The sequence below is a fragment of the Williamsia sterculiae genome (assembly GCF_900156495.1).
Classification (GTDB): Bacteria; Actinomycetota; Actinomycetes; order Mycobacteriales; family Mycobacteriaceae; genus Williamsia_B; species Williamsia_B sterculiae.
The window spans coordinates 154,228-167,806 of the sequence record NZ_FTNT01000008.1 but is presented as its reverse complement, the minus strand read 5'-3'; the positions used below and the strand labels follow the sequence as shown (position 1 = coordinate 167,806).

15 protein-coding genes are annotated in these 13,579 nt (G+C 67.9%); 10 read left to right on the top strand and 5 right to left on the bottom strand.

Going from position 1 to position 13,579, the window contains the following annotated elements:
- Positions 1-21 precede the first annotated feature (21 nt).
- The 5 genes from BW971_RS14085 to BW971_RS14065 form a co-directional block, all read right to left on the bottom strand.
- Complete coding sequence (locus BW971_RS14085) at positions 22-939, bottom strand: D-isomer specific 2-hydroxyacid dehydrogenase family protein (RefSeq protein ID WP_076480623.1); 918 nt, start codon at positions 937-939, stop codon at positions 22-24.
- Between the two features lie 11 nt (positions 940-950).
- Positions 951-1,346, bottom strand: coding sequence for an ectoine synthase (locus tag BW971_RS14080; RefSeq protein ID WP_076480621.1), 396 nt, complete (start codon positions 1,344-1,346; stop codon positions 951-953).
- A gap of 45 nt (positions 1,347-1,391) precedes the next feature.
- The gene (ectB, locus tag BW971_RS14075; RefSeq protein WP_076480619.1) at positions 1,392-2,672 is read right to left on the bottom strand and encodes a diaminobutyrate--2-oxoglutarate transaminase; all 1,281 of its coding nucleotides are present in this window, start codon (positions 2,670-2,672) and stop codon (positions 1,392-1,394) included.
- Between the two features lie 128 nt (positions 2,673-2,800).
- On the bottom strand, positions 2,801-3,322 hold the full coding sequence (gene ectA / locus BW971_RS14070; protein ID WP_076480617.1) for a diaminobutyrate acetyltransferase: 522 nt from the start codon (positions 3,320-3,322) through the stop codon (positions 2,801-2,803).
- Between the two features lie 83 nt (positions 3,323-3,405).
- On the bottom strand, positions 3,406-4,290 hold the full coding sequence (locus BW971_RS14065; protein ID WP_076480615.1) for a PfkB family carbohydrate kinase: 885 nt from the start codon (positions 4,288-4,290) through the stop codon (positions 3,406-3,408).
- Positions 4,291-4,338: 48 nt separating this feature from the next.
- Here BW971_RS14065 and rsmD point away from each other — a divergent pair, with 48 nt between their 5' ends.
- The 10 genes from rsmD (at position 4,339) to BW971_RS14015 (ending at position 13,562) form a co-directional block, all read left to right on the top strand.
- Positions 4,339-4,905: a 16S rRNA (guanine(966)-N(2))-methyltransferase RsmD gene (rsmD, locus tag BW971_RS14060; protein ID WP_076480614.1), complete on the top strand. Its 567-nt coding sequence runs from the start codon at positions 4,339-4,341 to the stop codon at positions 4,903-4,905.
- Between the two features lie 39 nt (positions 4,906-4,944).
- Entirely contained in the window at positions 4,945-5,433 is a 489-nt protein-coding gene (gene coaD, locus BW971_RS14055) for a pantetheine-phosphate adenylyltransferase (protein WP_076480610.1), read from the top strand.
- A gap of 165 nt (positions 5,434-5,598) precedes the next feature.
- On the top strand, positions 5,599-6,411 hold the full coding sequence (locus BW971_RS14050) for a DivIVA domain-containing protein (RefSeq protein WP_076480608.1): 813 nt from the start codon (positions 5,599-5,601) through the stop codon (positions 6,409-6,411).
- A gap of 87 nt (positions 6,412-6,498) precedes the next feature.
- The gene (locus tag BW971_RS14045; protein ID WP_076480606.1) at positions 6,499-7,101 is read left to right on the top strand and encodes a YceD family protein; all 603 of its coding nucleotides are present in this window, start codon (positions 6,499-6,501) and stop codon (positions 7,099-7,101) included.
- A complete protein-coding gene (gene rnc, locus BW971_RS14040) occupies positions 7,098-7,871 on the top strand; it encodes a ribonuclease III (RefSeq protein WP_076480604.1) in 774 nt (257 codons plus the stop codon). Before BW971_RS14045 ends, rnc begins: the two co-directional genes overlap by 4 nt.
- The gene (mutM, locus tag BW971_RS14035) at positions 7,864-8,799 is read left to right on the top strand and encodes a bifunctional DNA-formamidopyrimidine glycosylase/DNA-(apurinic or apyrimidinic site) lyase (protein WP_076480602.1); all 936 of its coding nucleotides are present in this window, start codon (positions 7,864-7,866) and stop codon (positions 8,797-8,799) included. Before rnc ends, mutM begins: the two co-directional genes overlap by 8 nt.
- A 217-nt stretch (positions 8,800-9,016) precedes the next feature.
- On the top strand, positions 9,017-9,115 hold the full coding sequence (locus BW971_RS14030; protein WP_083709996.1) for a potassium-transporting ATPase subunit F: 99 nt from the start codon (positions 9,017-9,019) through the stop codon (positions 9,113-9,115).
- A gap of 4 nt (positions 9,116-9,119) precedes the next feature.
- Entirely contained in the window at positions 9,120-10,805 is a 1,686-nt protein-coding gene (gene kdpA, locus BW971_RS14025; protein ID WP_076480598.1) for a potassium-transporting ATPase subunit KdpA, read from the top strand.
- Positions 10,802-12,916 (top strand): potassium-transporting ATPase subunit KdpB, encoded by a 2,115-nt coding sequence (gene kdpB, locus BW971_RS14020; RefSeq protein ID WP_083709992.1) that lies wholly within the window; start codon positions 10,802-10,804, stop codon positions 12,914-12,916. Before kdpA ends, kdpB begins: the two co-directional genes overlap by 4 nt.
- 4 nt (positions 12,917-12,920) lie before the next feature.
- Positions 12,921-13,562, top strand: coding sequence for a potassium-transporting ATPase subunit C (locus BW971_RS14015; RefSeq protein ID WP_076480594.1), 642 nt, complete (start codon positions 12,921-12,923; stop codon positions 13,560-13,562).
- The last annotated feature ends 17 nt before the right edge of the window (positions 13,563-13,579 follow it).

Genomic DNA, 13,579 nt, shown 5'->3' with positions numbered 1-13,579 from the left:
TGGTGTGGTGCCGAGGACCGGTCAGTAATCCCGGCCCGGCTCGAGACGAGCCAGGAGCGGTTCGCCGGCGATGAAGCGCCGCACGTTCTCTCGCACCCACGGGGCCATCGTCGCGTGCAGCCCCGACGCCGGATTGGCAACGTGCGGGGTGATGATGACGTCCGAGCGATCCCATAGAGGATCGTCGTCGGCGGGCGGTTCCGGATCGGTGACGTCGAGGGCGGCGCCGGCGATGGAACCCGCGTCGAGGGCGGATATCAGGGCGTCCTGATCGATGAGTGAACCGCGCGCCACGTTGATCACCCAAGCGTGCGCGGGCAGTTGCTCCAACACCGAGGCGTCCACGAGGTGCCGCGTCTCCGCAGTGGCGGGTGCGGCCAGCACCACGTGGTCACACCGCGGCCACACCTCGGACAGGCGCTCGGCCGGGAGCGTCTGCGCCGCACCATCGACCGGGCGTCCTGAACGGTTGACGGCGATCACCGAGGCGCCGCAGGCCTGCAGGCGGGGGATCAGTGCACGGGCGATGCCGCCCGCGCCGACGATTGCCACGGTCGCACCTTGCAGCGACCGCATCGCCGGGTCGATGCCGTCTTTGTCCCAGCGTCGGGTGACCGCCGCGGGAATCTGGTGCAGAACGGACAACAGCAGGGCGAGAGCGTGTTCGGCAACGTTCTCGGCGTAGAAGCCTGAGGCGTTGGTCCAGACGCGGCGGTCATCGATCACGCCGGCGTCGACGAACGCCTCGATCCCCGCCAGCTTGAGCTGTACCCATTGCACGTTGTCGGGCAACGAATTCGGGAAATCGTCGAGCCCCCCGAGCCAGATGAGACCAGTCGCCGCGGCGAGGTCGTCGACGACGGTGGCGCCGCCGTCGACGATGGCGCGCTCGACGTGTTCGTCCCGCTCCGGGAGCAGTGCGATCGGCGTGCCTGTCACCTGTGATCCGGTCAGTCGACCGTGACCAGCGGGTACACGCCGTTCTCGTCGTGGGTCTCATTACCCACGACCGGTGGATTGAACACGCACAGCATGCGTAGCTCGGTCTCGGCGAAGACGGTGTGACGCTCGTGCCCGTTCAGCAGGTACATCGATCCCGGTCCGAGCGGGTATTCCTGCCCGGTCTCGCGATCGAGGAGCCGCCCGGTGCCCTCGACGAGCCACACCGCCTCCACGTGGTTGGCGTAGTGGAACTCGTTCTCGGTGCCGGCCTTGATGACGGTCTCGTGGAACGAGAAGCCCACCCGGTCGCCGCCAAGGACGATCCGCTTGGACCGCCACTGACCGTTCTCGGCGGTGATGTCGCGTTCGGTGTCGGTGATCTCTTCGGTGGTGCGCACGATCATGGGCAGAGTCCTCCTACGACGTCGGGGTGGATTGCTCGGCCGGGTTCAGCGTCCGACGGCGTCACGGGTGGCCGTGGCCAGGATCTCCAGACCCTGCTCGAGCTCTTCGGTGGTGGTGGTCAACGGCGGCAGCAACTTCACGACCTCGTCGGACGGACCCGCGGTCTCGGCGAGAAGTCCGTTGTCGAAGGCCTGACTGCATACCTTGCCCGCCTTGTCGGCATCCTCGAACACCAGACCCTGCGCCATCCCGCGCCCGCGGGTGGAGATGCCGGGGTATTGGTCGCAGAGGCCGGCGAACGCTTGGTGGATGAGCTCGCCCTTGGCCACGGTCTCCTTCTCGAGGGTGTCGTCGGACCAGTAGGTGTCGACCGCGGCCTTGGCCGTGACGAAGGCGGGGTTGTTGCCGCGGAAGGTGCCGTTGTGCTCGCCGGGCTCCCACACGTCGAGCTCGCGCTTGAACAGCGTCAGCGCCATCGGCAGCCCGTATCCACCAATCGACTTGGACAGGGTGATGATGTCGGGCTGGATGCCCGCGACCTCGAACGAGAAGAACGGGCCGGTACGTCCGCAACCCATCTGCACGTCGTCGACGATGAGGAGGATGTCCCGCGAGGTGCACAGGTCGGCGAGCGCGCGCAGCCACTCCGGACGGGCGACATTGACGCCACCCTCACCCTGCACGGTTTCCACGATCACCGCGGCGGGGCGGTTGAGGCCGCTGCCGGAGTCGTCGAGGACCCGCTCGAACCAGCTGAAGTCCTCGACCACGCCGTCGAAGTAGTTGTCGAAGGGCATCGGGGTCGCGTGCACCAGCGGGATGCCCGCGCCCGCGCGCTTCATCGAGTTGCCCGTCACCGACAGTGATCCCAGCGTCATGCCGTGGAACGCGTTGGTGAAGTTGATGATCGAGGTCCGGCCGGTGACCTTGCGGGCCAGCTTCAACGCGGATTCCACCGCGTTGGTTCCGGTGGGGCCGGGGAACTGCACCTTGTAGTCGAGATCGCGGGGCAGCAGGATGCGGTCGGTGAACGACTGGAGGAACTCGCCCTTGGCGACGGTGTTCATGTCGAGGCCGTGGGTGATGCCGTCGTTCTCGAGGTAATCGATGAGCGCGCGCTTGAAGGCGGGGTTGTTGTGACCGTAGTTCAGCGCTCCGGCACCGCCGAAGAAGTCGAGGTAGCGACGACCGTTGATGTCGGTCAGCCACGACCCTTTCGCGGTGGTGAACACCGTGGGCCAGCCGCGTGAGTACGAGCGGACCTCGGACTCGCGGTCGGCGAAGATCGAGTCGTCGAAGGTCGTGGTGGTGGTCAGATCAGACATGGCGGTTCCTCCCGATGTCTTGATGGAGATGATCGGTGCGGATGCACCAGGTCTTGTCGCAGCTCCGCGGCGACACACAGATCATCGCGCGACGGCATCCGTGTTCGGGCCGTCGCGCGACGATCCGGTCAGGAGCGGGGAGCGATGGTGTAGAGATCCTCGGGCTGGTGTGCATCTGGGAAGTCGTTCGGTGCGAACAGGTCGCGGCGGGTGATGGTCATGTCACGCGACTCGGCGAACGACGCGAACAGAGCCTGCGAGGCCTCGTTATCCGGGCTGATGGTGGTGGTCATCGTGGTGAGCCCACGTGCCTCCGCTTTGTCCATGAGTCCCTGCAGCATGGTGCGGGCGATACCCAGACCGCGGAACGAGTCGTCGACGGCGACCTGCCAGACCATCACGGTGTCGGGCGACTGCGGCCGCTGGTACCCGGTGACGAAGCCGACGACATGGTTGTCGATGGTTGCGACGACGGTGGTGTCGGCGTAATCCTCGCACCAGAGAACGTAGGCGTAGCTGGAGTTGAGGTCCAGCACGTCGGTGTCGCGAGCGATTTCCCAGAGCCGGACTCCGTCGGAAACCTCGGGTGAGCGAACTGCCACCGCGTCCGGCGCGATGGTTGGGGTCGTACTCATCTCGGTGAGGCTCATAACGCCTTAAAAGTTAACAACGGGTCACATCGATGTCACCCTGTTCGGCGAATTGGTCCCCGATAAACCTGCGCCTGCCCAGCTCAGGTCCGGTGAGTGATGACGGACACATCCTGCGCCGACGGCGCCGACGAGCCCGCACCCGGTCGTGTGGTCGACAGCGCCGCGGCCGCATTCGCGAAGGCGACGGCGTCGACCAGCCCGTCGGGCAGACGGGCGCACAGAGTGCCCGCGAACACGTCTCCCGCGCCCGTGGTGTCCACGGTATCGACCGCGGGAGCCGCGATCGACGCGTCGGTGTCGGAGGCCGCATGAATGACCCGCACGCCGTCGGAACCAAGGGTGGTGACGACGACCATGCGTGGCGGGAGTGTCTCGACGGCGAGACGCGCCGCCTCCCCCCGGTTGACGACGAGGATGTCGACCACCTCGAGCAGCGATGATGGCAACTCGGTCACCGGGGACGGGTTGAGAACCACGGTGGTCCCGTGGGCGTGCGCGTGCTCGGCCGCGGCCAGCACCCCGGACATGGGGATCTCGAGCTGCAGCGAGAGCACGTCGGCGGTGGCCACGGCATCCAGTTCCGACCGCCGCAACTCGGTGAGGTGGGCATTGGCACCGGGGATCACCACGATGGAGTTCTCGCCCGAGGCCGCCACCGTCACGGTGGCCAGACCCGTGGGTCCGGTGGTGCGGCGGAGGCTGTCGACGTCGATGCCCGCGTCGCGAAGTGCGCCGACCGGGACCTCGGCGAAGTCATCGTCGCCGACCGCGCCGATCAGGGTGACCGCGGCCCCGGCGCGGGCCGCCGCGATCGCCTGATTGGCGCCCTTGCCGCCCTGGGCCAGGGTCACCGAGCGCCCGGTGACCGTCTGCCCGGGCTCGGGCAACTCGTCGGTGACCACTGTGATGTCGCAGTTGACACTGCCGACCACGACCACCGACGCGGCAGGAGACAATGAGGCCATGGGAGGCATTGTGCTCGGCGCGGTCGGTGCGGACAGGGGTGTCGACCGATGACCCGGATCATCGCCGGTCAGGTGCGCGGGCGATCGCTCGCAGTCCCGCCGAGCGGGACGCGCCCCACCTCCGATCGGGTGCGTGAGGCGTTGTTCAGCATGATCGCCGCGCGGATGGATCTCGGCGGCGTCGCCGTGCTGGATCTGTACGCGGGTTCGGGTGCTCTCGGTCTGGAGGCGGTGTCCCGGGGCGCCGCCCGGGCGACGCTGGTCGAGAGGGACACACGGTCGGCGGCTGTGATCGTGCGTAATATCCGGACCTGCGGTTTCGACACCGTCGAGGTGGCCAGGCGTCCGGTCTCCACGCTTCTCGCCGGGCCGTCGGCCGCCTTCGACCTGGTGTTCAGCGATCCGCCGTACGACCTGCCCGACGACTCCGTGGCCGCGGATCTGCGTGCCCTCACCGACGGGGGCTGGTTGGCCGACGACGCCCTGGTGGTGGTCGAACGCTCGTCGCGATCGCCGGTGACCGTGTTCCCCGTCGGCCTCGAGCCCGAACTGTCGCGGGGTTACGGCGACACCCGCATCGACCTCGCGGTGGCCACGACGCCGAAACGTCGCTGAGACACCGGCCGCGAACAGTCGGTGTACTACCTTGTGCCCATGGCGAGAGCAGTGTGCCCGGGCTCCTTCGACCCGGTGACGTCCGGCCACCTGTACGTCTTCGAGCAGGCGGCGGCCCGCTTCGACGAACTGGTCATCACAGTGGTGGTGAACCCCGCCAAGCGCGGGATGTTCAGCATCGCCGAACGGATGGACCTCATCGGCGAGGTGACCGGGCACCTTCCGACGGTGCGGGTGGACAAGTGGGAGGGCCTGCTGGTCGACTTCTGTCGGGACTCGGGGATCGAGACGATCGTCAAGGGGCTGCGCAGCGGTACCGATCTCGACTACGAGGCGCCGATGGCCCAGATGAACCGTGAACTCGCGGGCGTGGACACGCTGTTCCTGCTGACCGATCCCCGCTTCGCACACGTGTCCAGCTCGTTGATCAAGGAGATCGCCAAGCTGCACGGCGACGTCGAAGCCTTCGTCCCGGCGCCCGTGTTCCGAGCGCTGACGGCTCGGCTGGCCGGCGAGCGCCAGGTCTGACGGTTCTCCTCGTCGCGACACCGCGCAGGTCCGCGACACGCGGAGGCCACGTGATTGCGGATCACAGCCGCAACATTGGGCACAATAACCACAGCAACAACATCGTTGGTCGATGTCACCGAGTCGTAGTCGTCGCGCTGTGCTGTGGCGGGGATAGAGGTAGCCATGTATCGGGTTTTCGAGGCACTGGATGAACTGGGCGCCATCGTCGAGGAGGCGCGCGGCGTCCCCATGACGGCCGGGTGCGTGGTTCCGCGCGGTGACGTCCTGGAGTTGTTGGACGACGTGAAGGACTCCATCCCGGCCGAACTGGACGACGCCCAGGACGTGTTGGACCAGCGCGACAAGCTGCTCGGGGACGCGCACGCGCACGCCGAGCAGGCGGTCTCGCAGGCCGACGCCCAGGCCGACGAGCTGGTGTCTCAAGCCCGCGAGGACGCCGACCGCATCCTGTCCGACGCCAAGAGTCAGGCCGATCGGATGGTCGCCGAGGCACAGTCGCACGCCAGCGAGATCATGGGTGGCGCCACCGCCGAGGCCGAGCGGACCGTGTCCGGTGCGCACCGGGAGTTCGACTCGGTGACCGGTCGGGCCCGGGCCGAGGCCAACCGGATGGTGGAGGCGGGTAACGCCAGCTATGAGAAGTCTGTCGCCGACGGCATCGCCGAGCAGCAGCGGCTGGTCTCCGACACCGAGGTCGTCGCGGCGTCCAAGTCGGAGGCGGATCGCATCATCGACGCCGCCCACGCCGAATCGGATCGGCTGCGCGGGGAGTGCGACATCTACGTCGACGACAAGCTCGCCGAGTTCGAGGAGGTGCTCACCGGCACCATGCGTTCGGTGAGCCGGGGTCGCCAGCAACTGCGGACCGGTGCGGGTGTGCACGACTATGCCGAACACCCGCGGGCCGAACACCCGCGGGCCCGCGCCGAGCGCTCGCACACCGTCAGCGACTTCGAGGCAGGCGTCGCGGTCTGACGGTGATACCACCACCCGTGCCCGGTCGACATGCGTGTCGGCCGGGCATTGGTCTCGTCAGGCGCTGATCACGTACAGTTTTTCTCTGTGTCAGACCAGCGAGGAACCAGCAGCCCGGATGTCGGAACCGGCGGCAGTCCCTTCGTCGTCGACATCCGCACACTGGAGCGCAAACCGGGCACGATGGAGCAGCTCCACAAGACCGTGGTGGTCGACGAACCGGTGGGCCTGGACATGATCGGTATCCCCGCGGGCAGTCCCATCGACCTCGACATGCAACTGCAGTCGGTCTCCGAGGGTGTGCTCGCGACCGGGACGGTGTCGGGGGAGACCCGCGGACAGTGCGCCCGGTGTCTCGAACCGCTGAACGGGACGGTCAACGTCTTCCTCACCGAACTGTTCGCCTACCCGGATTCGGAGACCGAACGCACCACCGACTCCGACGAGGTGCGTCGCGTCGACCACGATCACATCGACCTCGAGCAGGCAGTCATCGACGCCGTCGGTCTCGATCTCCCGATGAGCCCCCTGTGCAGCGACGATTGCGAGGGTCTGTGCACCGAATGCGGTGTCCGCCTTGCCATTGCCGAACCGGGGCACCATCACGACACGATCGATCCACGCTGGGCGGCGCTACAGGACAAGCTGGGTGACGGTGACCGACCCGACGACTCGCCTGCGGGCTCATGAGCGACGGGGAGCCACCCGCCCGCACCGACGACGTCGCAACCGGTCGGCAGACTCTGCTCGACGCCCTGGGTGTGGCGTTGCCGGACGAGCTGCTGACCCTGGCGCTCACCCATCGCTCGTACGCCTACGAGAACGGCGGGCTGCCCACCAACGAACGCCTCGAGTTCCTGGGGGACTCCGTGCTGGGCGTGGTGGTCACCGAGAAGCTGTACCGCAACCACCCCGACAAACCCGAGGGCGAGTTGGCGAAGATCCGGGCCAGCGTGGTCAACATGCACGCGCTGGCCGCGATCAGTCGCGAGTTGGGTGACGGTGGGCTCGGGACGTATCTGCTGCTGGGCCGGGGTGAAGAACTGACCGGCGGCCGTGGCAAGGCCAGCATCCTGGCCGACGGCCTGGAATCGCTGCTGGGCGCGATCTACCTGGAACATGGGCTGCAGACGTCCGCGGAGGTCATCTCGCGACTGTTCGACGGCCCGCTGCGGCGTGCGGCGGTACTGGGTGCGGGCCTGGACTGGAAGACCTCCCTGCAGGAGCTGACCGCCGAACGCGGACTGGGTGTGCCGCACTACCAGATCACCGCCACCGGGCCCGATCACGACAAGGAGTTCACCGCGACCGCCGTGGTCAACGGCGAGGATCGCGGGACCGGCGTGGGCCGCACCAAGAAGGAAGCCGAGCAGAAGGCGGCCTCCACCGCGTGGAACGACATCATGGGACCCACTCCGCTGGACGGACTCGACGGGGTCACCACCGACGACGGTGCCTGAACTCCCCGAGGTCGAGGTCGTCCGTCGCGGTCTGAGTGAGCACGTGGTCGGGCGGCGCGTGGTCGAGGTGCAGGTACTACACCCCCGCGCCGCTCGACGGCATGTCGCGGGCGACCTGGACCTCGCGGCGCGGTTACGGGGGGCGGCGGTGATCGCCGCCCGCAGACGTGGCAAGTACCTCTGGATGGACCTCGCCACCGGGACGCCGCGAATCGCGGCCGAGACGGTCGATCCGCCCGACACCGCGCTGGTGGTGCATCTGGGGATGAGCGGGCAGATGTTGGTGCAACCGCAGGGCGCACCCGACGAGACCCACCTGCGCATCCGCGCCCGGTTGGACGACGGCACCGAGCTGCGGTTCGTCGATCAGCGGACCTTCGGTGGGTGGCTGCTCGACGACTATCCGCCCGCGGTGATCGGCGAACCCGCACCGATCCCACCGGTGATCGCGCATATCGCCCCGGACCCGTTCGACCCGGCCTTCGACGCCGACGCGGTGGTCGCGACGATGCGCGGTAAGCACACCGAGATCAAACGGCTGCTCCTGGATCAGACGGTGCTGTCAGGGGTCGGCAACATCTACGCCGACGAGGCGCTGTGGCGGGCGCGATTACACGGGCAGCGGCTGTCCGACGGCATCAGCGCGCGCAAACTCCGCGAACTGTTGGCCGCGGTGACCGAGGTGATGGCGGCCGCGCTGGAGGTCGGGGGCACGTCGTTCGACGCGCTGTACGTCAACGTCAACGGGCAGTCGGGGTATTTCGAGCGGTCGCTGAACGCCTATGGCCGGGAAGGTCTGCCGTGCCGCCGGTGCGGCACGTCGATGCGGCGGGAGGCGTTCATGAACCGCAGCTCGTTCAGTTGTCCGCGGTGTCAGCCGAAGAAGCGGGTCACACAACCCCGCCGACCACCCGTAGAGAAACCGTAAAGATGCCCGTTCGGGGCGTCAGGAACCCGTAAACGACGCCGATCGGCCGGTCTGTCGGTCCGATGATCGGAACCGTTCCGCCGGATACCGATCCAGTGATCCGGCCTGTACGGGTTCGAGGAGTTCCGATGGCCGATCTGGCCTATGTGCTGATCATCCTGGCGGTGTTCGGGGTGAGCGTGCTGGTGCTGCGCGGCGTCACCGGCTGGATGTCGCGGTGACCGCCGTCGGCACCGTCAACGTGGTGTTGATCGTCGTGGCCGCGCTGGCGGCGCTGTACCTGGTGGTCGCGCTCGTCTTCCCCGAGAGGTTCTGAACCGATGGGATCGGGAATCTCGGCGGCCCTGCAGGTCGCGGCGGTGGTCTTCGTCCTCGCCGTCGCCTACGTACCGCTGGGTGACTACATGGCCCGGGTGTTCACCGGTGACCGCGACCTCGCGGTGGAGCGGTTGCTGTACCGCGCGGTCGGTGTGGACCCTCGCCGCGGGCAGTCATGGGGCGGCTACGCCACCGCGGTGCTCAGCTTCTCGCTGGTCAGCACGGTGTTGCTGTATGCGCTGCAACGACTCCAGGGAGTGCTCCCCGGTAACGGCGGTAAGGGGGCGGTGGACCCCTCGGTGGCGTTCAACACCGCGGTCTCCTTCGTCAGCAACACCAACTGGCAGTCGTACGCACCCGAGGCCACCATGGGCAACCTGACGCAGTCCGTCGGGTTGGCCGTGCAGAACTTTGCCTCGGCCGCGGTGGGACTGGCCGTGGCGATCGCGGTGACCCGCGGTATCGCCGCACACCGCGGGACCGCCGAGCTGGGCAACTTCTGGGTCGACCTGGTCCGTGGGATCATCCGGATCCTGTTGCCGCTGAGCATCATCGTCGCGATCATCCTGGTCGCGCAGGGGGCGGTGCAGTCGTATCGGAGCGGATTCGACTTCGTCGGCCTCGACGGGAGCGCCGGGCACGGGGTGGTGGGACCATTCGCCTCGCAGGAGGCCATCAAGGAGCTCGGCACCAACGGCGGTGGTACCTATGCGGCCAACTCTGCGCACCCCTTCGAGAACCCGACGCCGCTGACCAACATCGTCGAGATCATCGCTCTCCTGTTGATCCCGGTCTGCCTGGTCCGTACCTACTCGACGATGATCGCGCGGCCCAGGCAGGGGTACACCCTGCTGTCGGTGATGGGCGTGCTGTTCGGGGCGATCCTGGCCGTCACCTGGTTCTTCGAGGAACGCACCCACGGTGTCGCGGCGCAGGCAGCGGGCGCGATGATGGAGGGCAAGGAACAGCGGTTCGGTATCCCCGCCTCCGTCCTGTTCGCCACCGCGACCACCGGAACGTCCACCGGTGCGGTGAATTCCGCGCACGACAGCTTCTCGGCCGGGGCCGGCGGCGCGGTCATCTGGAACATGCTGCTCGGCGAGATCGCGCCGGGCGGGGTGGGCAGCGGTCTGTACACGTTGCTGGTGTTGGCCATCATCGCCGTCTTCGTCGGTGGATTATTGGTCGGCCGCACACCGGAGTTTCTCGGCAAGAAGATCGGTCAACGCGAGATCACCCTGGCGGCACTGTCGATCCTGGTGATGCCCGCGCTCGTGCTGATCGGGGTGGGCATCACCGCGATCCTGCCCTCGACCACCGGCTTCCAGGGCAACGGCGGTGACCGGGGGACGGCGGGGTCCATCCACGGATTCTCCGAGGTGCTCTACGCCTACGCCTCCGCGGCCAACAACAACGGGTCGGCTTTCGGCGGCCTGACCGTCACCAGCGACTGGTTCCAGATCTCCCTCGGTGTCGCGATGTGGCTGGGCCGCTTCCTGCCCATCGTGCTGGTGTTGGCCCTGGCAGGAGTGCTGGCGTCCCAGAAACCGCGAGCGGAATCGACGGCGACACTGCCGACCTCGGGCCCGCTGTACGCGGGCCTGCTCACCGGCACCGTGGTGCTGGTGGCCGGACTGACCTTCTTCCCGGTGATGTCGCTGGGGCCGATTGCGGAGGCATTGACATGACGACAACAGAAAAATCGGTGGCGCAGGATCAGAGTCACCACGGTCACGGCAGTGCCGAACCACTGGTCTCGTCGGGCTCCTTCTCCGCCGCTCAACTGATCCGGTCACTGCCCGACGCGGTCCGCAAGCTCAACCCGCGCGAACAGGCCCGCAACCCGGTGATGTTCATCGTCTGGGTGGGCGCGGTGGTGACCACCGTGTTGGCCTGTTGGCACCCGTCGGTGTTCAGCTGGGTGATCGCGTTCTGGCTGTGGTTCACCTCGCTGTTCGCGAGCCTGGCCGAAGCCGTGGCCGAGGGACGAGGCAAGGCTCAGGCCGACACCCTCCGGAAGGTCAAGCGCGACACCGTCGCCCGGGTGATGGACCCCGACGGGTCGATCGCGGAGCGATCCGGTAGCGAGCTGCACATCGGCGACCTCATCGTGGTGGAGGCGGGGGAGACCATCGCGGGCGACGGTGACGTGGTGGACGGTATCGCCACGGTCGACGAGTCGGCGATCACCGGTGAGTCCGCGCCGGTGATCCGTGAATCCGGCGGCGACCGGAGCGCGGTCACCGGCGGCACGGTGGTGCTGTCGGACCGCATCATCGTCCGGATCAGCACCGCACCCGGCGAGACGTTCGTCGACCGGATGATCGCGCTGGTCGAGGGTGCGCAACGTAAGAAGACCCCCAACGAGATCGCGCTGGACATCCTGCTGGCCTCGCTGACCATCATCTTCCTGCTGGCCGTCGTGGCGCTCGGGCCCATGCAGCAATACGCCGGGCAGACGCCGGACGGGGTGAAGATGATCGCCCTGCTCGTCTGCCTCATCCCGACCACCATCGGTGCGCTGCTCAGCTCCATCGGCATCGCCGGCATGGACCGACTGGTGCAGCGCAACGTACTCGCGATGTCCGGTCGCGCGGTGGAGGCCGCCGGGGACATCGACACCTTGTTGATGGACAAGACCGGCACCATCACGTTCGGCAACCGGAGGGCGACACGGTTCACGCCTGCCCCGGGCACCGGCGCGGAGGCGTTCGCCGAGGTGGTCTGCGCGTCCAGCCTCGGCGACGACACCCCCGAGGGGCGCAGCATCGTCGACCTGTGCCGCGACGAGTACCACGTCGACGTGGAGGCGATGCGAGATCGCCTGCGCGGGGCCGACATCGTGGCGTTCACCGCCGAGACCAGAATGAGTGGGGTGGACATCCCCGAGCGGGATGGGACCCGTCACGTGCGCAAGGGCGCCGCCGACGCGGTGGCGCGGTGGGTGGTGCAGAGCGGCGGAAACGCAGCGGTGGACCTGAACGATGCGGTGGATCAGGTGTCCCGGGAGGGCGCGACCCCCCTGTTGGTCGCGTCGCGGACCGGATCGACGCCGGCGACCGTCGACGGTCTGGTGGTGCTCTCCGATGTGGTGAAACCCGGCATGGCCGAACGCTTCGCGCAGCTTCGTGCGATGGGGATCACGACGGTGATGGTCACCGGTGACAACCCGTTGACCGCCGCCGCGATCGCTGCGGAGGCGGGTGTGGACGACGTGGTCGCCGAGGCCACCCCGGAGGACAAGTTGGCGCTGATCCGTACGGAGCAGAACGGCGGACGGTTGGTCGCGATGACCGGCGACGGCACCAACGACGCGCCCGCACTGGCCCAGGCCGACGTCGGGCTGGCGATGAACACGGGGACGTCGGCGGCGAAGGAGGCGGGCAACATGGTCGACCTCGACTCCGACCCCACCAAACTCATCGACGTGGTGGCGATCGGCAAGCAGCTGCTCATCACCCGCGGTGCGTTGACCACGTTCTCGCTGGCCAACGACCTGGCGAAGTATTTCGCGATCCTCCCTGCGCTGTTCAGCGGCATCTACCCGGCGCTGGGCAAACTCAACGTGATGCACCTGCATTCGGCGCAGTCGGCCATCACCTCGGCGGTCATCTTCAACGCGCTGGTCATCATCGCGCTGATCCCGCTGTCGCTGAAAGGTGTTCGCTACCGACCCGGCTCAGCTTCCCGGTTGCTGGGTCGCAACCTACTGATCTACGGACTGGGCGGCGTGATCGCGCCGTTCCTGGGAATCTGGGTGATCGACCTCGTGGTCCGGTTCATCCCGGGGATGGGATGACGAGATGAGTGTGATCGCTGCGGGTGGGGTCAGGACGTGGACGCGCCAGTTGCTGGTGTCCGCGGCTGTGCTGGTGGCCCTCACCGTGATCCTCGGTGGCGCGTACCCGGCCGTGGTGTGGGCGATATCGCGGACCGACAGCACCGCCGCGGAGGGGGCGATCGCCCGTGATGTACACGGCTGCAGTGTGGGGTCGACCCTGCTGGGTGTGGATCCGCAGGTCCCGGCCGGACAACCCGACCGCTACCTGCACGGCCGGGTGGTCGGGAGTGCGGACAACCCGATGGCCCCTGGCGCGGCGGACTCGTCGGTGCCCAGCAACCAGGGTCCGTCCAGCGAGTCGCTGGCCCGGTCGATCACCGCGCGCCGCACGGTGATCGCCGCACGCGAGGGTGTGCCCCCATCGGCGGTACCCGTCGACGCGGTGACCGGGTCGGGATCGTCCCTCGACCCGGACATCAGCCCAGCCTATGCGGCGCTGCAGATTCCGAGGATCGCCAGGGTCACGGGGCGGTCGGCGTCGGAGGTGCGCCGCATCGTCGACGACCACACCACCGACAGGCAGTGGGGTTTCCTGGGACAGCCGCGGGTGAACGTGCTCGAGGTGAACCTCGCACTGGGCGCCACCGCACCAGGGTGTCGCTGACCTGGCCCGCGGCGTCG

What these genes read in the sequence shown, in the direction of transcription:
- BW971_RS14080 (WP_076480621.1), bottom strand. Translation starts at nt 1,346, where the DNA reads ATGATCGTGCGCACCACCGAAGAGATCACCGACACCGAACGCGACATC.
- ectB (WP_076480619.1), bottom strand. Translation starts at nt 2,672, where the DNA reads ATGTCTGATCTGACCACCACCACGACCTTCGACGACTCGATCTTCGCC.
- ectA (WP_076480617.1), bottom strand. Translation starts at nt 3,322, where the DNA reads ATGAGCCTCACCGAGATGAGTACGACCCCAACCATCGCGCCGGACGCG.
- BW971_RS14065 (WP_076480615.1), bottom strand. Translation starts at nt 4,290, where the DNA reads ATGGCCTCATTGTCTCCTGCCGCGTCGGTGGTCGTGGTCGGCAGTGTC.
- rsmD (WP_076480614.1), top strand. Translation starts at nt 4,339, where the DNA reads ATGACCCGGATCATCGCCGGTCAGGTGCGCGGGCGATCGCTCGCAGTC.
- coaD (WP_076480610.1), top strand. Translation starts at nt 4,945, where the DNA reads ATGGCGAGAGCAGTGTGCCCGGGCTCCTTCGACCCGGTGACGTCCGGC.
- BW971_RS14050 (WP_076480608.1), top strand. Translation starts at nt 5,599, where the DNA reads ATGTATCGGGTTTTCGAGGCACTGGATGAACTGGGCGCCATCGTCGAG.
- rnc (WP_076480604.1), top strand. Translation starts at nt 7,098, where the DNA reads ATGAGCGACGGGGAGCCACCCGCCCGCACCGACGACGTCGCAACCGGT.
- kdpA (WP_076480598.1), top strand. Translation starts at nt 9,120, where the DNA reads ATGGGATCGGGAATCTCGGCGGCCCTGCAGGTCGCGGCGGTGGTCTTC.
- kdpB (WP_083709992.1), top strand. Translation starts at nt 10,802, where the DNA reads ATGACGACAACAGAAAAATCGGTGGCGCAGGATCAGAGTCACCACGGT.
- BW971_RS14015 (WP_076480594.1), top strand. Translation starts at nt 12,921, where the DNA reads ATGAGTGTGATCGCTGCGGGTGGGGTCAGGACGTGGACGCGCCAGTTG.